Origin of the sequence: Thermoactinomyces sp. DSM 45892 (assembly GCF_900107305.1) — a bacterium.
Classification (GTDB): Bacteria; Bacillota; Bacilli; order Thermoactinomycetales; family Thermoactinomycetaceae; genus Baia.
The window spans coordinates 90,228-111,403 of record NZ_FNPL01000007.1; the positions used below are offsets into that span (position 1 = coordinate 90,228).

The window sequence follows — 21,176 nt, forward strand, 5'->3', positions numbered from 1 at the left end:
TTATTCATGATATCTATACAAACCTGATGCAACAGGGATACAAGTTACAGGAGGTTGAGGGGATAGATATTCGTTTATATTTCCGTCTCTTAGCTCATCAGACAAAGGTTAATAAGCCACAACAGGTATACATTGATCAAATACCATTTTTATAGAGGGGGAGGTTACATAATGGATCAAGTGTTAGGGCGGTTACGTGGAGAGATTACGCTGGAGTCCGAGGGGTTTAAGCGTGGCATGAACGAGGTCAACACCCGTTTACGCCTTGCTAAGAGTGAGTTCGATTCGTCGTCGGCTAGAATCAAAGCGTTCGGAAAATCTCAGGATGATTTGCAATTACAAGCGCAGGCATTGAATAGACAGTTAGATTTGCAGGAGAAAAAAGTGGAGCTTTTAGCGCAGAAACATACTACCGCACTTGCAACAACAGGAGAATATAGCAAAGAAACACAGCAAGCGGCGACAAAATTAAATCGAGCTACCATTGCTCAAACGGAATTGGAGGGAGCATTAAACCGTGTTTCTAAGGCGATGCAGGGAGCTTCGGAACCGACACGAAAGCTACAACGGGATATCTTCGCTGTGAGAGATGAAGCGATCGAGGCTGGTGTGGCTCTTGGAGTGATGAGTGCCGCCCTTGCTGTTGCATTTGGCTCTACAGTTGTAAAGGCAGCTAATTTCGAAGCCCAGTTATCATCTCTTAAAGCTGTTACAAATGCTTCGGCCGAGGACATGGAAAAGCTCAAGGATCAAGCGTTATTGATGGGACAACAAACCAAGTATAGCGCACAGGAGGCGGCTCAAGGACAAGAAGAGCTTGCGAAGGCTGGTCTAAGTACTAGCCAAATTCTAAGCGGTGGACTAAAAGGAGCCTTAGACCTTGCGGCGGCTGGTGAGCTTGAACTTGCAGAAGCAGCAGAGATAGCAAGTACAGCACTAAATACTTTTCAGAGAGATAATCTATCGGTTACACGAGCGGCGGATATCCTAGCTGGTTCGGCTATTTCCTCTGCTACTAATGTAAATGAAATGAAGTTTGCACTCAGTCAGGTATCCACAGTAGCGGCAGGGGCTGGACTCACATTCGAGGACACAGCCACCGCATTAGCTACCTTCGCAATGAATGGCCTAAAGGGTTCGGATGCTGGCACATCCTTAAAAACGATGTTATTAGCTTTGAAACCAACCGCAAAAGAAGCAATAGCGGAAATGAAGAGATTAGGAATCATTACGGGTGAAGTAAACCATTTCTTTGAAGGTGGAAAAATAAAATCTTTCGCCGAGGTTGCAGAGTTATTGAAAACCAAACTATCCAAGCTATCGGACGAACAGAGGAACCTCGCATTAAAAACCCTTTTTGGAACGGATGCGATCCGAGCTGCTAACATTGCTTTTCTTGCTGGAGCGGATGGAGTTCAACGCATGAACAAAGAGTTAAATAAGACTACCGCCTCCGACGTAGCCAAAACCCGAATGGATAATTTAAAGGGAACGGTTGAAGAACTCAAAGGAAGCTTCGAAACCCTGCAAATCTCGATTGGTTCGGCTTTCCTCCCTGTGCTTCGGAACCTTGCTAAAGGATTAAATAGCGTTGTCGATTGGTTCTCCCAGTTGTCGCCAAGCACCCAAGAAGCTCTTGGGATTTTCACAGCTACTACTTCCGTTGTATTGGGATTAGGTGCGGCGGTGGCTGGTGTGATCGCTGTTTCAAACCCATTCATCGGGGCTATCGTGGGTGGAGCTGTTGCGATTGGTGCGATCACGTCCGCGGTGGTCAAGGTGCAAAAGGACTTAGAGGAAACGAAACAGAATGCTCTACAGTTTGGAATAGGTGTATCCGAAGGCACAGCAAAAGCGGCAAAGGGCTATGTAGATTTGAGAGACCAAGCGATGATGAATCTTACTCAATTGAGAAATTCTAGCGGAACGGAAGCACAAAAGATTGTTACTGAAACGGTAGCGATTTTTACTCAAATGGGGGACAAGGTGAGTGCTGCACTAAATCAAGATAAGTTGAACATCCAAAAGGCCACGGCGTCCTTGCTAGGTGAGGTACCCGAAGTATTAAAGCCAGTTGTCTCAAAGATCGGGGATGATGCTGTAAAAAGCATTGATGAACAAATCAACAAGATCAAACAAGCGAATACAGTTATAGACGAGGGAATTACAAAGCTTGGCGGTAACGTTGCCAAGATGCCACAAGAATTTGCGACTAAGTTTAATGAAGCCCTGAAACAAATGGATCAATCAGCACAGGTGTTTGTGAAGAAAACGGGAGATATAGCGAATTTCACATCGCAAATCGAACAAAGCACGGGTAAATTAAGCGATACAGCGGCTATGAAATTTAGAACGAGTATCGAAAGTGCTTACAGCGGAGCTATCAAGGCGGCACAAGAAGGATCGAAAGAGTTGACCGCGATCTATCAAAAGTCTTTTGATTCGGGACAAATAACAGAAGCGCAGTTTAATACGGCTGTTCAGTCTGTGAAACAGGTGGAACTACAGAAGATAGCCGCGGCGAATGAAGCTAGACAACAAGGATTAGATGCGTTGCGGGCTAATCTCGATCAGGAAAAAAGTATAGTCGATTTGAAGACTGGAGAGATAATCGAAAGTACGACCCGAATAGGGAGAGAAGCAACTTCCCGATCTATGGAAGAAAGAAATCGAATCGCCCAGGAAAAGAACGCTACATTTTTTAATCAGGTCACACAGGATGCCGCTAACGCCAGCACAGCCGTTAATAATCATTTTTCATCTATGGTTACTCAGCTAGGATTGACAACCGCTCAAATTAAAATAGATTTGTCACCTGCTGGAATGGGAGCGGCTACGACTCTAGCGAACGGTTTACGTTCTGGAAAGTTGTCTGTTGATTCTGTAGCGGCACAACTAGGATTGAATATTAAAAGCGGTGTTCAAGTCGACTTAGGATCACAAGGGAAATTTACAGTTTCAACTCTGATTAGTGGCCTGCAAAGCGGAAAAATTGGGTTAGCTACGTTTGTTAATAGTGTGGATAAGCTGTTGAAAAGTGGAGCAAACGTTCCCCTATCTCCAGAAGGACGAAGAACAATTTCCAGCTTTCAAAGTGGGTTAAGTTCGGGTACGCCTGTAGTTTCTAGTGCATCTAAATCATTACAAGACATTGTTAGAAGAAATCTTACCTTCTCAGCTTCTGGAATCGGTTCAAATATTTCTTCGAGTATGGCTAGCGGTATTAGTAGCGGTCGATCTAGTGTAATTAGTTCTGCTATCAGTATAGCTAGGAGCGCTCTTTCATCTATGAAGAGAGTGTTAGGGATCAATTCACCATCACGGGAGTTTATGAAATTAGGTGGATGGACAAGCGAAGGATTTGCAATGGGGATGGAAAAGAAAGCAAGCTTAGTAGGGAATGCTGCTAGTCTTCTTTCTAGTGTGGCGGTTCCAAATGTAGCCAACCTAACCCATGCATCATCTAGGAATAAACCACCTGTTACAAATTCCACTATTCAAAATCATTTTGTCATAAATAGTCCAATCGTCCGCGAAGAGCAAGATATTTACAAACTGGTAGCCGAGATTGAGAGAGTACAAGCGATCAAGCAACGAGCGAAAGGAGTGGTGAATATTGCCTATTAAGTTCAAGAATCAAGCTTTACCTAGTTTTGTTAAGGGGAGTGTTAGCAGGTCAATGTTCCCTCCTATTTCTCCAAGTTTGCTGAATGTAGCAGGGAGGGCAGGCTCATATGATTTTGGAAATGTAATAGGAAACCGACAAATCATTTTTGACTATTTCATTCTATACACTACTAAAGCCGATTTAATGAATAAGATGCGCCAATTTGCAGAGTGGCTATATTCAGAGAGTTCAGAGAAATTGGAGTTTACTAGTGATCCCGATAGATACTACTATGCGAAAGTAACGGGAGAGACCACATATTCAGAAGACAACAAAGTAGGAAAAGGAACCATAACATTTAATTGTACTGACCCATATATTTATGGGGCGGAAAAGACTCAGCAATTAAGTACGGATGGTGCTACTACCGTTACGAATCATGGAGGGGTGGAAGCATGCCCCGTTATGGACATCACCTTTAAACAAGATACTACTATTTTTAGCTTAGATGATGGGAATAACCGTATGGTATTTGGAGAGGCAGAGCAAACAGGAGGCACTACTACACCTGTCCCAAAGCGTGTAGCCTTGATCGAGGATGGACTGGACACTACAAACGGCTGGACATCTCCAGTCAAGGTAGACAATCTTACATTTGACGGCTCTATCTCCTCTGTGAATGGTGTATTCCGATTGACGAGTGTAGGGAGTGGTAGGGGATGGCATGGCGGAGCTTTGGTGAAAGGATTAGGCGAGGAAGTACAAGATTTCACTTGTGAAACGTTTGTTTATTTAGATGCAACAAGCATTAACCAATTGGCTTCGATTCAAATTTATCTATATGACAAGAGCGATGTTATAGTCGGTAAATTATCCTTTTCGGATTATCAGTCGTCTATGAACGACCCCATTTTTGAAGCTAGGACAGGTACAAATTCATTCGCGAGTTCATACAAACAAGTGAAAAAGGGATATTACGCTAATAAATACGTTCGCTTAACTCTCCAACGGATTGGTAGTAAATGGTTTGCTGAAATTGCGAAGCGTGATGCTAAAAAGAATATTCAATATGACAAGTTTTCAAAAACGTTTGTAGGTAGCTCTTCAAACAAAGTATCCAAAATTCAAGTAGCTATCCTTGGATACGGCAAATATCCACTAAATAGCAATACAGGTATTGAAAGTATTTATTTCTATAAAGAAAATACCTTAGACGATAGTGTACAGATTCCAGTTATTTTTAAGGAAAGAGACAACTTAATAATCGATAGCGAGAGGGGGATTGTTACCTTAAACGGCGATCCGTGTTTCGATTTACTGGATGGGTTCAGCTCATTCCCCATTTTAAAGAAAGGAATGAATCACTTTACATTATTCCCAGTAGGAGAAGGAACAATTAAGTATCGGGAAAGGTGGCTATCATGACAACTCTATATATCCTAGACCAGTATGAAAAGGTGATAGGAGTGATGGATAACCGCTTACAAGATGGATTACATTATTTCGACGATCTATTAACTACCAAATTAGAGTATGGATACATGGATTTTGCTTTCTCTGTTCGTCTGGATCATTCACAAATGATTAACATTCAAAAGGAACACCATATCGTAGTACCTGATGAGGATGGAAAAAAGCTATTGTTTCGGATTAAAACCGTAAAGCAAGATATTAAAAATAATCGATTGAATGTTTGGTGTGAGGGATCCGCGAGTACTGATTTACTTAGTGCCGTTGTGCGTCCTTTCAAACTCTCATCAACCAGCGCCGAAAATGCCTTAAATGTAGTGCTGTCTAATACGGATTGGAAGCTAGGACAAATTGATTATTTAGGGATTAAAGATGTTGATTTTACGGATTACACAAATGCTTTTTCGTCCGTACAGGAGATCGCGTCATTATTTAATGGAGAACTTGAATATGAGGTAATATTCGACGGCTTGAAAGTATCTAAGAAAATAGTCCACCTGCTGACCAGAAGGGGACAAGATACAAAGAAACTTTTTCAATTTAATTTAGATATAGCAGGGATAGAGGTTATCGAGGACACGAAGCAATTGTTTACGGCGATTATTCCAGTAGGAAAGAAAGGGAACGGAGAACCCTTAACACTTACAGGCTATACTCCCTCATTTATCGAAGGAGGATTTGAGAAACAAGCCGATTGGATCGGGAGTAAAGAAGCTTTTAAGATGTATCATTTAAACGGGCGACATCGCTTTTATTATTGGAAAGATGAGAAAGCACAATCACAAGCGGAACTATATAGAAATGGTCTAGCGATGCTAAAAAAGATATCTAGATCAAATGATACGCATAACATGGAAGTGGTTCTACTTGAGAGAGTAACGGGGCTAGAAGCACACAAAGTACGCTTAGGTGATACGGTGAGGATGGACAAGCCTTCGGGTCTACTTGAAGCGAGGGTGAATACATGGGTGCGGAGCTTGACGGATCGTAAAAAGTCTAATGTCTCCCTGGTTACTTAGCAGCCGCCCACGTTTTCAATACTGACCATTTACGGTTTCTATATAGAAATTGGTACGATTAAGATAGGTTCATTTTGATGATTGAAGGGAGGTAGATAATGTGGAATATTGGTTCAAGTTTGCAGTAGCTATTGGCGGTGGAGTTGCTTCTTATTTGTGGGGCGGATGGTCTGCTATCTTACAGACATTGGTGATCTTTGTAGCATTGGATTATGTGACGGGTGTGATTGCCGCAGGAAAGCATGGAAAGCTCTCTAGTGAAGTGGGATTTTGGGGAATCCTCACGAAAATAGCTATTTTCGCAGTTATTGCGGTGGCTCATTTGGTAGACAACACATTAGGGAATGGGCATGCTTTCCGAGATGCAACTATTACTTTTTTCCTCTGTAACGAAGCACTTTCTATACTGGAGAACTCCATTAAATTGAATGTACCCGTTCCAGAGTTTTTAAAGAAAGCTGTAGAGTCATTAAAAGAAGATGCTAAAAAGGATGTGAAAAAGAATGAGTAAAAAAATCGTACTTGATCCAGGGCACGGTGGGAGAGATAGCGGAGCTACTGGATTCGGATTGCTAGAAAAGAATTGGACTCTGGACATAGCAAAGCGAGTGGGTAGCCTTCTAACGAGATATGGAGCCACCGTTTTATATACGCGTACTGGTGATAGTTATATAGGTATTAATAATAGAATTGCATTCGCTAATAGCAGGAAAGCGGATTATTATTTCAGCTTTCATATTAACGCAGGACGAGGGAAAGGATTTGAGAGTTTCACCAGCGTTAGAGGAAGTAAGGAGAGTAAGCGGATTCAGGGTATTGTTACCAATGATGTACTAACTTTCCTCAAAGGATACGGAATCGGTGCACATGGGAATTCGATTAAAACAGATAATCTAGCAGCACGGGGACGAATTGGAGTTGTAACCTTTACACATATGCCAGCCGTGTTGTTCGAAAATCTATTTATTGATACTAAATCTGAAAATGACCTACTGAAATCGGAGGATTTTAAATCGAAGTTAGCGCAAGTATACGCAAATAGTATAGCAAAATGTGTAGGGTTAAAGGCTACATTCACACCAGTGGCCACGGCATCCAGCCCGTCTTATACACGGCTTTTAAAGCTAAGGAAGCCTATGATGCGTGGAGACGATGTGAGGGCCATACAAAGGAAATTAGGTGTGTCAGCGGACGGTATATACGGGCCTGTTACTAGGAATGCGGTAATTAAGTTTCAAAGGAAAGAGCAAATCCTAGTGGATGGAATTGTAGGAAAGCAAACATGGAGTAGATTGTTTGGATAGGGATGGGATGCTAATTTAGTATCCCGTTTTTCTTTATCTTTTTCCAAATGATGGAGAATAGAAAGAAAAGAGAGCCTCTATATAAAAGGCTCTGTAGTAAATTGTCTTTAAGTTCCTGGAGGATCAGATACATAAATTTTGGTAGGATTTGCTTGAGAAGATAGTGTGAACATATCGCCGTCACTCCTTCCTTGTAACTTTTGCAAAATTGAAATTAAACGATCTGAAAACATGGTGATATCGGATCCAATCTTCGTTGAACAGGCTACTAATTTGATAACTAAGATGTTTTCTTGACTTGAGAATTCATGCTTTTCTGCAAGTACAAGAGCTTGAGTATACTTGATCTCAGCATTTTTCAAATCGCTCTGCTTTACATAGTAGTCACCAAAAGAAATAAATGCCTCACAAGTGCGTAGAGCATCATTTGTTTTCTTACCTAATTTTACTGCTTTCTTTAAATTGTCTAATGCTTTTTCTTTTTTGTCAAGAATCGTATACAATTCCCCGATTTGTTTATATGTTTTGACAGCGAGATACTCCCTCTGGATTTTGTCTTTTAATTTGAGGGCTTCTAAGAAACATCGTTCTGCTTGACTCCACTTTTTCAAGCTCATATAGCTGGCTCCCAAAACTGTCCATAAGTCAAACAAACGTTCAAAGTTACTTTCAATGCGTGCTAACTCAATACCTTGTAATGCATGCTGGGCAGCTTCTTCATACCGTTCTGTTCGGTTTAGTAATTCTGCATACAGATCGGACATGTTTAACAATACTGATGTTGATTCAATGTTGTTTCTCTGTGTGTTTAGTTCATTTAGAGCTACCAACGCTTCTTCTATACGGTTTAGGTTCTTTAGGTAGATAACCTTACTAACTAACAAAACGTATAGACAATATTGTCTTTCTCCATTTTGAATGAATAAGTCTAAGCCATTTTGTACATATTGAAGTGCTTTTCGTAAATCGTTTTCATAGTGAGCTATACGGCCTAACTCTTGATAACATGCTGATAATAGGTTGTTGCTTCTTTGTATAGAGTATGATTGCTCAATTTCGATTGACTTAGTAAAGCACAGAATAGCTTGTTGCCAGTTTTTTTTCTCTAAGTAATATTTTCCTTTGAGATACGAGACTTTGGATATGAGAGGGTGACTTTTAGATAAATCCAACAGATTCAATCTTTCAAATCCTTCCTCTAAATCTACTCGATCTAGGGTATGCTCAATGGTTACTAGCTCGAAAGACAATTCCTCTTCCGTAATTTCTTTACACTGATTCCCCAAGTTCAATAACTTACGAATATCCATAGCGACTATATCACACCAATAACGTAGCTTGTTCATACCGATCTTATATCCACCATTTTCAATATGTGAAATCGTTCCAGTTGATATTTTTCCATCAGATTGATTGGCCAGTGCTTCTTGACTGTTTTCACCCTGCAAGGATGTTCTTGCTACTTTTAAAGCTCTTCCCATTTCTTTTGTAATATAGATAGAGTCCCTTTTTTTCATGCTATTTTCCCACCTCAAAAAAATTTTTTCTCCTAAAAAGAGGCCCTTCAAGGCGTATTTCAATGAAGAATCAATTTTATTAACTACTTTTGTCTGAAGATCTAGAGGCGAAGACTGATTATTTATATATAAAACTGAAACTTTTGTATATTATATCACATTTTAAATATTTGTAGAATAATTAATCGGTGTGGAATAATGAAAACAGGTTATAGTAATTGCTTATTGGTATGGAAATGAAAGGAGCATTTACAATGGTAGAAATTCAAGTGACAGGCCCTAAAGAAGAGGTTCAATCGGTTGTGTCAGAGTTGTACCGTAGCCCTAGCTTAGAGGTACTAAAAGAAGAGTCTGGATGCAAAATTGAAGATGAAAATGTGCGTAATAGTGTGAGGTGCTTTGTTGATTATTTGCCTGATAAACGGACAAGCTTAGTTCAGATTATTAAGACGGATGAACAGAAGGTTGACTTTAAAATGTTTGACACGGTTGAAGCAGTCGAATTTAAAGGGATAAAAGTGTATCGGGGAAGAGAAGTCGACATTTTCAGTCTCATACAAGAAGAAAAGGAAGGTTTTTTACTTTGGATGAAGCTTAAAAAAATCTTTAGCCATCTAGATTGAACACAACTAGGAGAGAGGGGGGATGCTCCATGTAGACAAGCAGTAGCAAATCTATTACACCTAGTAAGCTGTCGACCCTGTTATATGGCTTTTAAGTAAATATGAGGGATGTAGAGAAGGGTAAGCTCGTCCTTTGTATTTTGGTTCATGGCAATATGATTCAAAGCTTGCAAGGAATATGAGGATTAGTTTATGTCGTAGGTTTGTGATGTTTGGGTGTGTTTGAAATGTACACATGTAGTCCTAAATATTTATGACAAAGGGGATAGTCATTATGAAAAAAGGTTTAGCTTTTATTTTTGCTCTAGCTGTTGCTTCTACCTCACTCATAGCACCTAATACTTTTGCAAGTGAAATTAAGAAAAAAGAAGGTGAAAGAGTAGAAGGTGTTTATGTCAGAGATGAAAAAGGTTCATTAAAGAAGGTATCAGAGCAGGAGTTGGAGAACATGTCAAAACCAACCCCATTTAATGGAGGACGTTTTAAGCCACAAAGAGAAGTGTGTGACCCCCATCATACGTATGATGCAAGCCGCACTTCTAATTTTAGCTTGGCTATTATGGGAACAGTCGGATTTAACCATACAGACAGAGATATGCAACATACATCATCTATTAAAAAAACCGTGAAAGTGGGCACGGAGGTGAGCGGTACGGTAGAGGGTAGTGCCGAATGGAATGCACTTGGTGGAAAGGTTGGCGCAAAGGTCTCAGCAGGATCAAAACTTGTAAACGAGGTAACGATTGAAAGAAGTGATGCAGTAACTTTTCCAATACCACCTAAGCGTAGAGGTTGGGTAGATTACGGTACGATAAAAGAAACATGGAGTGGCTATTTATATTACGTAACTCCATCATGTGGCATACAGAATAAAAAGTATGTGAAGGTGTATCTCCCTCGCAGAGATGCGTATAATGCTAGAACAGGAAGTCTATAAGGGTAAAACATTTTTAGAAATGAGGAAAACTCTCGATGAAAAAATTCTTATGTTTGTGTGCATGCTTGTTATTAGTGGGATGTCAAACGAAGCCCTCAAATGGTGCTACCAACGATAAGGAGAGTCGAGAAGTAGTTAAAAATGTTTCTTACGCTGTCAAGGAAGCTTCTCTTGAACTGAGGAAGAAGCCCGATCAAGGTGTCTTGAATCAAGTGACTTGGACAAACTCCGATAAAAAAGAGGTGACCCCCTCTAAAAAGGATATATTGTTTTATGTCACTTACAACAATGAAAGTACAACAGTAGCGAAAGTGCCAGATGTGTCGATTCCTACTTATTATGTATTTCAACAAGTTCCCGATGAAGAAGGACAGGAAAAGGGCTGGCGAGTTAAGGGTGTAATGGATGCAGTGGTGGATAAAAGCGATTCATTTAAGGAAGAATCGTCCCAACTTAAGCTTCCAATGCAGGATTATGTAGCAGGCAATTTTAAGGATGAAAAAAATAAACAAAAGGTAATGTGGGTATTTGCAGGAGAAAAGCAGGTTGTATTAATACAGAAGTATCCTTATTCTGTTCAGGTTAAACCAGACAACCAAGTAAAGAATTCCCCACTACCAAAACTCCCTGTAGGGAATTTTGACCCTGCTGATCCAAATAAACCCGAAGATTTGAAAGACCGTGATTTTAAATATTTTCAAGGTGCATATAAACAATCCATTCTTTATTATAAAGACAATGGAAACCTCGTTTGGATTAGTGGTAATATCTCTGAATCCGAAATCAAGAAACTAGCAGAGTCCTTGCCTACTGCGAAATCACCTAATTTTCCTTTGAAGTAGGTAAGCGACTACCTAAGGGCTTGTACGCCCATCAACTAAATAACTAGGGAGATAGAGGTGTGAATCCTTTATCTCCTTTTTATTATTGATAATATTCGATAACATACTATAAAATTAGTAGATTGTAGAAATATACTATATACATATAACACGAGGGAGGAACTACGAAGGTAAACATATCTTTGTGGCAGTTACTTTATGAAGATCAAGATATTCTCAAAAGCAATATTCATCATGATGGTTCTTTTATTAGGGTTGGGCTTCATTGGAAACGGAACTGTGTATGCGGTAGATTTTGATATAAACGTGCCACAGATACAGTCAGACTTTCCCACAGACTTAGCAGGTACTCCTACTACAGAAATTTCTTGGTGGGATAAAACTAAGCAAGGTGTCTCTGATGGATGGGATTGGCTAACAGACAAAGGAGAAAAAGCATGGGATTGGACGAAAGAAGTAGCAAGCGATGCATGGGACTGGACTAAGGGAGTAGCTGGCGATGTCTGGGATTACATTATGGAAAACAAAGTGCTTAGTGTAATCGTCCTTACCATACTTGGTATACTAGCTGTAATAGCAGGCATTCTTATAGGTATTCCCTTGCTTGTAGCTGGTGGTGTTGGATCGTTAGCAGGCATGGGGATTATGGGACTTGTTTCATGGCTAAGTAGTGACAATGGTTTCATGAGCGATGGAATGTTGAAGGATATGATTATAGGTGGCCTAGGCGGTATACTATCTGCCCCATTAGGTGAATGGATTGCAGGTTCTAAGTTGGCCACTTGGATTGCCTCAAAGATCAATATTTCTTGGTTACAAAGTGCATTCCCTCGCATCTTTGGTGGTTCTGTAGCTGGTGGAGCAGACCAAGGCATTATGGACTTTCTAAGTAGTGGGAAGTTCAACTGGAAAAATACTTTAATAGCTTTCATGTTCGGTGGCGGTGTTGTCGCTGGTGGCAGTTATGTAGCTACCCATTTAGATGATGTTGTTAAGGGCATCAATAGTATAGATATATCTTTTGCAACAGAGTTATTTGCAGATGGTACAGCTTCCGCCCCCAAGACGCTAGGAGATACGGATTTAGGCCAATGGTTGCAGAAGATAGAAGTAGGTATAAAAGCGACACAGCGCAGAAATAGCCCAGGAATAGCAACAGGTCAAAACCTAAAAGAAGTAGATAAGATGATGCGTGGCACGGAAGGTAATGTGGGGATAATAGGGAAAGATGTAGGGGATCAGCTTATAGGAAAGAACTATAAGAATTTTGATGAATTTCGTCAAGACTTCTGGAAGTCAGTAGCAAATTCAAAACATAGAGATGAATTTGGGGCATCAAATGTAAGTAGAATGGAAAAGGGTTTTGCTCCCATAGTGACTAAATCCCAAGTTCATGGGAAAATAAAGTCCTATGTTCTTCATCATAGAACGCCTATTCACGCAGGAGGAGAAGTATACGATTTGGATAATTTACTTGTTGTGACTCCTAAAATGCATCAGGAGATTTTAGACAAGAAATATCACTTTGGTAATTAAGGAGTTGGATAAATGAAAACAATAAAAACAAGGGATGAATTAGTAGAAATCGTTCGTAAGATCATGAATTCAGAGGGTACAGAAGAGGAGCTCGATGAAATGATTGATCTTTTTAATCAAAATGTCCCTCATCCAGAAGCAAGTGATTTGATTTTTTGGGATAATAGAAATCTAACTGTTGAAGAAATAGTGGAAGAAGCATTAAATTATAAACCAATCATTCTTCCATAGAACGTTGTAAATAGTAGAAAGATGGGGATTAATAAAACCCATCTCTTTTATGTCTAACAAAAAAAGCCAGCACAAGCGATGTGACAGTAGCTACGATTTTAATTCTTAAATAAATTGATTTATTTTTTTGATTATTTAATTGATGCAACCATAATTATTTAGTTTTTTTCAGTATATATAGGTGTTTTCTCTTGATTGAGAACGTATGTTCTGATATAATTATATGTATAAATAATAGAAATATTGGTTTTGAAAAATAATCTTTAGGGAATTATGGAAAATAACCAATTTTGTCGGATGATAAGGCGTGATCTAGTTTGATTTGGTAGTGGGTTCGCATCAATTACATAAGACAGGAGCCTTAACTAACTATGCCTAAAAACGATCATGTAAAGTATTTGATTTATTTGGTATGTAAAAAATACAATGTGCCCTACACTCTCAATTTCGGCGAATTACAAAACTCGCTTGAAGGGAAAGCTGATAATTGCATACTTGTTAAAATGAGCGAGTTGTAGGGAAAGGCGATTGTACCATTTTTGGTATAGTCGCTATTTTTTATTGTTTCAATAAACGATCGAATACGACATAATTATGGAAATAAATACAAATTAATTCTGTTAATGGAAGGTATCTATCTAAATAAATCGAATAACTATCTATCTAGATTTGACGCTACATTACTTGAACATTAAGATTAATTATCAAACTTCTTGGATAAATTCAAGGGATAAGGAAGTGGTATCATATGGGCTGGACCTTCAATCAACTAGCTCAATTTAGCGGTCAACTACGGCATTTATTACAATGCGGTGTTCCCCTTGTAACGAGCATTGAACTATTAATTCAACAAAAAGTACTTTCTCCTAGTGTAGGCAGATCCGTCACGAACCATTTAGAACAAGGAGCCTCTTTTTCAAAAGCGCTACAAAAAAGCAATTTGCCTCCTTTTATGGTTTCACTAGTGGCGGCGGCAGAGCAATATGGAGATTATGAACGAGGTCTTAAGCAGTGTGAGCAGTTTTATCAGACGCAAGCAAAGATTACCCAAGAGATCAGACAAGCGTGTACTTATCCAGCGATTGTGATGGTTTTGGTAATCGCTTCATTCATTTTTTTACTTAGTACCGTTCTTCCGCGTTTTGAGGAATTATACACTACCATGGGACTTGAGTTGCCTTGGCTAACCAAGGTGCTGTTTACTATGACAGACATAGCAGGGGTTGTCCTTCCGATCATTGGGGTTATGCTAATGGTACTGATCGGTCTCCTGGTATATCTGGGGATTCGAAGCCCAAAACAAATGAGATCCTATGGTGAGCGCCTAAGTTTTCGAGTGTTCGGTCTCCGAGCTTGGATGAAATTTCGTGTGACACATTATTTAGCGCTTCAATTGGGCTCACTCCTACACTCTGGAGTACCGTTACTTCAAGCTATCGAATGTTTACATCTTCGTGCCCCATGGAGAATTATCGCTGTGCGAATCGGTTTTGTGAGAGATGCTTTACTAGAGGGGAAGACACTAGAGCAGGCATGTGGGGAGTATCTAAATCAGTATACAATTTCAACATTTACTCAATATATTGCCATTGCGGAGCGGACAGGAAAACTAGATCAAACACTTCAATCGCTGTCTGGCATGGTAGAAGCAACGATGAAGCAACAGATTGAACGATTTACGAAATTACTTGAACCTATCTTAATCTCATGTCTTGGCTTTTTATTAGCACTGGCTGTATTAGCACTATTTCTCCCTATGCTACAGATGGTGCAGAGTTTATAGAAGAAGGTGGCTTATATTATGAAGTCATACTCAAGGGAATCAGGATTTACATTGGTTGAGATGTTAGTTGTATTGTTTGTGATCGGCATTATTTTAGCAATCGCGATCCCAAATCTAAGGGCGGCTGGTGATTCGGCGAAGAAAAAAGCCGATTTGGCGAACCAGAGAATGATCTGGACTCAGGCGGAGCAGTATTACTTAGAGAATGGCATTTATCCGAATAGTGTCCAAGTCTTAGTAAAAGCTGGGTACCTTCAAGCGGCACCTACTTGTCCAGATGGAAAGGGAACTTATACCATTGCGCCTGATTTACCACTGGAGAAACGGGTGTTTTGTCAAAAATGATGAGTGAGCAGGTAGGAAACGAATCAGGATTTACATTGATGGAAACGGTTTTTGTTTTGTTTCTACTATCTCTATTTTGTACCTTGGCCCTTCCATCGTTTTTCACTACGAGTCAAAATAAGATAGAGAAACAATTTGGTGTGGAGGTACGAGAAATGTTCAGTCAAGCTCGCTCTCTGGCTATTAGTCAAGAGAAAAACTGGCGTGTTCTTGTGCTACCGAATAAGATTCAGTTACAAAAACTGGGGTCCAATTCATTGAGGAAAGAACTCGCGGTCCCAGCGCAATGTAAATTTACCCATCATCTTCCAAAAAATGAAGTGACCTTTAGACAGACGGGACAAGCAGTAGGAGGAACCCTTGCATTAAGCTGTAAGAGCGGATATCAAGCTGTCTGGAAGGTGCAAGTAGGATCAGGTCGGGTCACTATGGAGGAACACAGATGAAAGAATCAGGCTTCTCCTTTATCGAAACGATTATCGCCTGTACCATTTTATGTACTGTAATTGGATTTGTGGTTCCGATCTTTCGAAGCGAAGCTTTTAATGAAACCAAAGTGAGATTTCATGAGGATGCGAGGGAAATAGCTCAAAACAAAATGGAACATATACTAGCCATCCCTGCTTCCAAACTAAGGCACGGGTACCAAGTAGAGAAGGTTCACAGTCCAAATCAAACAAAGCAGGAGTTTCGTCTCCATACTTGGGTGAAGCAAGAGTCGGATCATCTTATCGAGTTGGAGGTGAAGGTCGAGTGGATCCCCACTTCAACAAACTCCAAAAAATACGATTACACTCTCCATTCCTATCGGCTTGTAAAAGGATTGTAAACTCACAATCAGGCTTCACATACGTGGAAACAGTTTTTACATTAATCGTCATCGCGATCATTCTACCTGTACTTTTCACCATGATCCATTTGGCCGAGACAAGGGGAGAAAGTCAAAAGCAATATCAGCTTTTGATGAGAGAACGGCAGGCGATCCATCAATACATTGACCAAGAATTACGAGGATCATCTTCTTTACAAGTAAATAAAAATAATTTGATCGCCAAACAGGTTAATGGCGATGAGATCCAGGTTCGTTGTCAAAATAATCGCCTGATTCGTAGCATCAAAAAACAGAATGAATCCACTTTTCAGGGAACGATGATCGTGGCAACCCAAATAGAAAAATGCAACTGGATGCGTGAAGGAAAAGGGGTTCGTATGTCTGTTCATTTTGCTTCAAATTCAAAAAAACAGTCTCGATTTATGGAGATGTTACTATATGCTAAGAAATAAGAGTGACTTAGAACAAGGTTTTATGATTCCCGTTGTGATGATGGTCATTTGGCTTGTGTTTCAATTTGTCCATGCATACATTTCGCAAACAGTAGCGATTCAACAAGCAGACTTTTTGGATTCAGAGAGAGTAAAGGCACGATATGCGGCGGTTGGCGCGATTGATAAAGTGCTGGCAAATTGGAAAGAGCGCTCAGATGAGTCGAAATGGAGTTGGCAAGAGCCAAGTGTAGAGCAAGCGATTCTGGTAACACTATTGCCCAGCTCAGAGCCGGATGCAGGGCAAGGTCAATCGGGCATCTTACAAGCGAGCGCGACTGGCAAATTAGGAGTTCGACAAACGATATCTGTTCAGATTGATCTGGAAACAGGCAAAAAAATCAAAGAAGTAAGAGATGAAACGTAATTTCACAAAGAAAGAAGCGGACAGCATGAACCTACATAAAAAGCATCTAATCTTAATGGGGATGATGGGAACAGGAAAAAGCACTGTTGGTCACCATCTTGCCCAGCATCTTCCGTATCCAGCAATTGATCTTGATCACTGGATTGAAGAGAAACAAAATCAATCCATCCCAAGTATCTTTGAGGAGTTTGGCGAGTCTTATTTTCGTGAATTGGAATCACAAGCTCTAAAGCATTTTTTGAAGCAATCTCAGCCATATATCCTCATTACAGGTGGGGGTATTATAATCCGGCCCGAAAATCGGAAATGGATGAAGAAAGAGAGTGGGGCCGTGTTCCATCTAATAGCTGATGTGGAGACTCTCATTCAGCGGTTGGAGTTAGATGTGAGTAGACCTCTCTTACAAGGAGATAAGGCCGAAAAAATTCGCCGTATATGGAGCGAAAGAAAGAGCCTTTATGAATCGATTGCGGACTATCAGGTTCAGACAGATGATCGTTCACCCGAATCAATCACCACCGAAATCCTCTCCCATTGGTATCAGCTCCCTGTTTAAAGGGTTGATTAGGAGGCCATGCTAGGGATGAGGTGATGAGGTTTGTCATTTAGAGATTGGATTACCTATATGATGAAGCAGATGTTGTGGTTTATGGAAACTCCGCGAACCGAACGAAAAGCACAGCGATTAGAGCGAAAAGAACCTTGGCTAGAAAAATGGTTTGGGATTGTCCCGATTGGAACCAAGCTCTTTGTGGAGAAGCAGTTAGAACGACGCCATCGATCACAAAAGTCAACAGAAGGTTCTGAGACATCATAAGTTGTAAAAAGTTATCCATTTATCGGGAGCTATTTAGCTCCTTTTTTGTTTGACAGCTGTGATATACTTTCTCTAGAAAAGCTTTATAAAAAGGAGCGAATACATCGTGTATCATCGTTCAGAAACAAGACCTGTAAAGGTTGGAAATATACAAATTGGTGGAAATGATCAAGTTGTCATTCAAAGTATGACCACTAGTAAAACGCATGATATCCCAAAAGTAGTTGCCGAAATTAACCGTCTTGCTGAAGCTGGATGTCAAATTGTTCGTGTGGCGGTACCAGATCAACGGGCAGCGGACGCGATTAAAGAGATTAAAAAAGAAATCACCGTCCCTCTTGTAGCGGACATTCACTTTGATTACAAACTTGCTTTAAAAGCGATTGAGGGTGGAATTGATAAAATTCGTATTAATCCCGGCAATATCGGTCGTCGTGAAAAAGTAGAAGCAGTTGTTAAGGCGGCTAAAGAACGTGGAATTCCCATTCGAATAGGGGTAAATGCAGGATCTTTAGAAAAGCGGATTCTAGACAAATATGGATATCCAACCGCTGAAGGTATGGTTGAAAGCGCCCTATATCATATTGGGATTTTAGAGGATCTAGATTTTCAAGACATCATTGTTTCCTTGAAGGCATCGGATGTACGCTTAGCAATCGAGGCTTATCAAAAAGCCGCTACCGCGTTCCGTTATCCTTTGCACTTAGGAATTACGGAATCAGGGACTTTATTCTCCGGAACGGTAAAAAGTTCGGCGGGTCTAGGTGCGATTCTTTCTCAAGGAATCGGTTCTACGATGCGGATTTCACTCAGCGCTGATCCAGTAGAAGAAGTAAAAGTAGCGCGCGAGTTATTAAAAACATTTGGTTTAGCAGCGAATGCGGCTACGTTAATTTCTTGCCCAACTTGTGGCCGAATTGAGATTGACTTAATTAGTATTGCAAATGAGGTAGAAGAGTACATCTCGAATATTCAAGCACCGATTAAAGTTTCTGTCCTTGGTTGTGCAGTGAATGGCCCCGGAGAAGCCAAGGAAGCGGACATTGGAATCGCGGGAGCACGTGGCGAAGGGTTGCTATTTAGACATGGGGAGATTATCCGTAAGATTCCTGAGAAGGAAATGGTTGCAGAACTGAAAAAAGAAATTGATAAGCTAGCGGAAGAGCATAAGCGCAAGCAAGAAGCAGCTTTAAACGTTTAGCAAGGGTAGAAATAGAAACCTTTCTGCATAATATTTTCTTGCATTCTCATACTAACAGTGACTCACAAAGGAGGAACATGGTTAGTATGAAAAAAATCGCCCTTTTATTAGTCATCATTGGTGCGCTTAACTGGCTCCTGATAGGAGTATTTGGATGGGATATTGTGGCTGCCATCTTTGGTGGTGACCCAACTCCTGCAACCTCTATGTTTAGCCGAATCATTTACTCCATAGTAGGTCTTGCAGGAATTTACTCCATCCGTTTCCTTTTTGATGACCAAGTAACCGCTGATAACGACAACCATTAAATACAAAAAAACTCCAGATATCACGTCTGGAGTTTTTTTGTTGCCTATTATGCCAAAGGAACATACAATTTTATAAATCCAGTATGTTATTCATTACTTCATAAGGGGATGTAGCGGATGTCTGCCATGATTGGGATTACAACATTTATCGAATTAGATGAATTCACTAAAATAAGAAGGGCGTATGCGAACGCAGTTGCTACTGCTGGTGGAATCCCTGTTTTATTATCACCGATTGTCAGTGAAAAGTTGGCAGAGGAACTAGCAGATCGATTGGACGGTTTACTCCTATCGGGTGGTGGAGATATTAATCCAGTCCACTACTATGAAGAACCCCATCCGACACTTGATTTGGTTTGTGATATTCGGGATCAATATGAGTTTCAACTCGCGAAAGCATTTATGAATCGTAATAAGCCTATATTCGCTATTTGCAGAGGGGCTCAGGTGCTTAATGTCGTACTAGGGGGAACGCTGATTCAAGATGTGCCATCGCAAATAACTTCCGATTTACCCCATTCCCAAAAAGCGGATCGGCATGTTGCTACGCATACGATCCAAATTAACCCTCAATCAAAATTAGCAGAAATCTTAGATGAGTGTCAAATTGATGTTAACAGCTTTCATCATCAATCCGTAAAAGACTTACCGGGTACATGCATAGCAACTGCCTATGCCCCTGATGGAATCGTGGAGGCATTTGAATACCAAGGTGATCCATTTGCCTTAGCAGTTCAATGGCATCCCGAAGCAATGACCGATGATGAGCATTCTTTGAAGCTATTTCGTTATTTTGTAGAGAAGTGTACTTGTTCATAATATCTTTCGGACCCATATGTCTGTCATGGTCACTCAACCATAGTGACAGACATATGGGTCTTAATCATTTATATAAGCAGATGGGACCATTTCTACACATGCTCTTCTTCATGTTCACCCCGAACATATTTCGCATTGAATAAGAAGAGCCAAAGTAAGAGTCCAAGCGATGGGATTAATACCAACAACCCAGCGAGAAAAGTGACGACTAATGCTTTCCCAAGGATAGGACTGGTAACGGCGCCCTGAATCGTAATGTAGGGATCTAATAAATATGGGAGATGAGAGGCTCCATATCCAAAGAAAGCAAAACCAAACTGGAGCATGACTAGCACAAAGGCAAGTCCGAACCATTTTCTTTTCCAGATTAGAAATACGGCCCCTATAAAACAAAGTAGGGATAGACCAAAACACCAACCAATCTCAAGTGCTCGTTGGAAGTGGCTCGGATTATGGTGAGAAAGAGCCCAGAAAACCAAAAGACTGGCTAGGATAGTGGGCCCGCTCCACACTAACGCATACTTGCGTAGTAATTCACGTGCAGGGGTGTCATTCGCCCGATTGGCATAAAAAGTAAGAAAGGAAGAACTAATATACAAAACGCTTACGATGGCTAAAAATGTAACCGTCCATGAATAAGGATTTGTGAATAGTTGAACGATCGATAGCGTAATTCCAGCATCTGTCTCTCTAATAAAGCCCCCTTCTGACATGGTTAAAATGGTGGATAGACTCGCTGGAATCAGCAATCCCGTAGCTCCATACAAAAACATATAAATACGATTGCTTCGGACTCCATAATGGGCAAAGGCATAAAAGGAACCCCGGATGGTGAGGAGTATCAAGAAGACGCTTCCCGGAATAAGAAGTGCGGTTCCGTAGTAATAGGCTGTATCAGGAAAGAAGCCGATAACCCCTACAATAAAAAAGATTAGGAATACATTCGTTACCTCCCAAACAGGAGATAGGTATCTTTCGATCACTGTATTTACAATGTGATCCTTTTTCGTTTTCATGCTGTAATAGGAGAAGAAACCTGCACCAAAATCAATGGAGGCTATGATGAGATATCCATACAAAAACGTCCATAGTACTGTAATTCCAATTATTTCGAGTGACATGATGAC

Annotated in this window: 23 protein-coding genes; 21 read left to right on the plus strand and 2 right to left on the minus strand. The window is 40.4% G+C overall.

Features of this window, described 5'->3' with window-relative positions; translation table 11 throughout:
• Positions 1–171 precede the first annotated feature (171 nt).
• The 5 genes from BLU58_RS07220 to BLU58_RS07240 all read left to right on the plus strand — a co-directional run bounded on the left by BLU58_RS07220 (position 172) and on the right by BLU58_RS07240 (position 7,400).
• A complete protein-coding gene (locus tag BLU58_RS07220; protein WP_093291554.1) occupies positions 172–3,627 on the plus strand; it encodes a phage tail tape measure protein in 3,456 nt (1,151 codons plus the stop codon).
• On the plus strand, positions 3,617–5,032 hold the full coding sequence (locus BLU58_RS07225) for a distal tail protein Dit (protein ID WP_093291555.1): 1,416 nt from the start codon (positions 3,617–3,619) through the stop codon (positions 5,030–5,032). The genes BLU58_RS07220 and BLU58_RS07225 overlap by 11 nt, the downstream gene beginning before the upstream one ends.
• Complete coding sequence (locus BLU58_RS07230) at positions 5,029–6,096, plus strand: phage tail spike protein (RefSeq protein ID WP_093291556.1); 1,068 nt, start codon at positions 5,029–5,031, stop codon at positions 6,094–6,096. Before BLU58_RS07225 ends, BLU58_RS07230 begins: the two co-directional genes overlap by 4 nt.
• 100 nt (positions 6,097–6,196) lie before the next feature.
• On the plus strand, positions 6,197–6,607 hold the full coding sequence (locus BLU58_RS07235) for a phage holin family protein (RefSeq protein ID WP_093291557.1): 411 nt from the start codon (positions 6,197–6,199) through the stop codon (positions 6,605–6,607).
• Positions 6,600–7,400 carry an N-acetylmuramoyl-L-alanine amidase gene (locus BLU58_RS07240; protein WP_093291558.1) on the plus strand — a complete coding sequence of 267 codons (801 nt, stop codon included), beginning with the start codon at positions 6,600–6,602 and terminating at the stop codon, positions 7,398–7,400. The genes BLU58_RS07235 and BLU58_RS07240 overlap by 8 nt, the downstream gene beginning before the upstream one ends.
• A gap of 107 nt (positions 7,401–7,507) precedes the next feature.
• Here the strand turns inward: BLU58_RS07240 and BLU58_RS07245 are convergent, their stop codons facing one another.
• The gene (locus tag BLU58_RS07245) at positions 7,508–8,917 is read right to left on the minus strand and encodes a tetratricopeptide repeat protein (protein WP_093291559.1); all 1,410 of its coding nucleotides are present in this window, start codon (positions 8,915–8,917) and stop codon (positions 7,508–7,510) included.
• 254 nt (positions 8,918–9,171) lie between these two features.
• Here BLU58_RS07245 and BLU58_RS07250 point away from each other — a divergent pair, with 254 nt between their 5' ends.
• From BLU58_RS07250 to BLU58_RS07325, 16 genes are all read left to right on the plus strand, one after another.
• On the plus strand, positions 9,172–9,540 hold the full coding sequence (locus BLU58_RS07250; protein WP_093291560.1) for a hypothetical protein: 369 nt from the start codon (positions 9,172–9,174) through the stop codon (positions 9,538–9,540).
• 274 nt (positions 9,541–9,814) lie between these two features.
• Complete coding sequence (locus BLU58_RS07255; protein WP_093291561.1) at positions 9,815–10,477, plus strand: hypothetical protein; 663 nt, start codon at positions 9,815–9,817, stop codon at positions 10,475–10,477.
• A gap of 35 nt (positions 10,478–10,512) precedes the next feature.
• On the plus strand, positions 10,513–11,319 hold the full coding sequence (locus tag BLU58_RS07260; RefSeq protein WP_093291562.1) for a DUF4367 domain-containing protein: 807 nt from the start codon (positions 10,513–10,515) through the stop codon (positions 11,317–11,319).
• 198 nt (positions 11,320–11,517) lie between these two features.
• A complete protein-coding gene (locus BLU58_RS16880) occupies positions 11,518–12,855 on the plus strand; it encodes a phage tail tape measure protein (RefSeq protein ID WP_255404643.1) in 1,338 nt (445 codons plus the stop codon).
• 12 nt (positions 12,856–12,867) lie between these two features.
• Positions 12,868–13,086: a bacteriocin immunity protein gene (locus tag BLU58_RS07270; protein WP_093291563.1), complete on the plus strand. Its 219-nt coding sequence runs from the start codon at positions 12,868–12,870 to the stop codon at positions 13,084–13,086.
• 748 nt (positions 13,087–13,834) lie between these two features.
• Positions 13,835–14,869, plus strand: coding sequence for a type II secretion system F family protein (locus BLU58_RS07275; protein ID WP_093291564.1), 1,035 nt, complete (start codon positions 13,835–13,837; stop codon positions 14,867–14,869).
• 18 nt (positions 14,870–14,887) lie between these two features.
• Positions 14,888–15,214 (plus strand): competence type IV pilus major pilin ComGC, encoded by a 327-nt coding sequence (locus BLU58_RS07280; RefSeq protein ID WP_093291565.1) that lies wholly within the window; start codon positions 14,888–14,890, stop codon positions 15,212–15,214.
• Positions 15,202–15,660 carry a hypothetical protein gene (locus BLU58_RS07285; protein ID WP_093291566.1) on the plus strand — a complete coding sequence of 153 codons (459 nt, stop codon included), beginning with the start codon at positions 15,202–15,204 and terminating at the stop codon, positions 15,658–15,660. The genes BLU58_RS07280 and BLU58_RS07285 overlap by 13 nt, the downstream gene beginning before the upstream one ends.
• Complete coding sequence (locus tag BLU58_RS07290; RefSeq protein WP_093291567.1) at positions 15,657–16,043, plus strand: hypothetical protein; 387 nt, start codon at positions 15,657–15,659, stop codon at positions 16,041–16,043. Before BLU58_RS07285 ends, BLU58_RS07290 begins: the two co-directional genes overlap by 4 nt.
• 23 nt (positions 16,044–16,066) lie before the next feature.
• Positions 16,067–16,498: a competence type IV pilus minor pilin ComGF gene (locus BLU58_RS07295; protein WP_093291568.1), complete on the plus strand. Its 432-nt coding sequence runs from the start codon at positions 16,067–16,069 to the stop codon at positions 16,496–16,498.
• A complete protein-coding gene (locus BLU58_RS07300) occupies positions 16,485–16,904 on the plus strand; it encodes a hypothetical protein (RefSeq protein ID WP_093291569.1) in 420 nt (139 codons plus the stop codon). Before BLU58_RS07295 ends, BLU58_RS07300 begins: the two co-directional genes overlap by 14 nt.
• Positions 16,894–17,460, plus strand: coding sequence for a shikimate kinase (locus BLU58_RS07305; protein WP_093291570.1), 567 nt, complete (start codon positions 16,894–16,896; stop codon positions 17,458–17,460). Before BLU58_RS07300 ends, BLU58_RS07305 begins: the two co-directional genes overlap by 11 nt.
• Before the next feature lie 42 nt (positions 17,461–17,502).
• Positions 17,503–17,721 carry a YqzE family protein gene (locus BLU58_RS07310; protein ID WP_093291571.1) on the plus strand — a complete coding sequence of 73 codons (219 nt, stop codon included), beginning with the start codon at positions 17,503–17,505 and terminating at the stop codon, positions 17,719–17,721.
• 106 nt (positions 17,722–17,827) lie between these two features.
• Positions 17,828–18,922, plus strand: coding sequence for a flavodoxin-dependent (E)-4-hydroxy-3-methylbut-2-enyl-diphosphate synthase (ispG, locus tag BLU58_RS07315; RefSeq protein ID WP_143123732.1), 1,095 nt, complete (start codon positions 17,828–17,830; stop codon positions 18,920–18,922).
• Between the two features lie 86 nt (positions 18,923–19,008).
• Positions 19,009–19,230: a DUF378 domain-containing protein gene (locus BLU58_RS07320; RefSeq protein WP_093291573.1), complete on the plus strand. Its 222-nt coding sequence runs from the start codon at positions 19,009–19,011 to the stop codon at positions 19,228–19,230.
• A 117-nt stretch (positions 19,231–19,347) separates the two neighbouring features.
• The gene (locus BLU58_RS07325; protein ID WP_093291574.1) at positions 19,348–20,049 is read left to right on the plus strand and encodes a gamma-glutamyl-gamma-aminobutyrate hydrolase family protein; all 702 of its coding nucleotides are present in this window, start codon (positions 19,348–19,350) and stop codon (positions 20,047–20,049) included.
• Between the two features lie 92 nt (positions 20,050–20,141).
• Here BLU58_RS07325 and BLU58_RS07330 read toward each other — a convergent pair whose 3' ends face one another.
• Positions 20,142–21,170: a cytochrome d ubiquinol oxidase subunit II gene (locus BLU58_RS07330; protein WP_093291575.1), complete on the minus strand. Its 1,029-nt coding sequence runs from the start codon at positions 21,168–21,170 to the stop codon at positions 20,142–20,144.
• Positions 21,171–21,176: the final 6 nt, after the last annotated feature.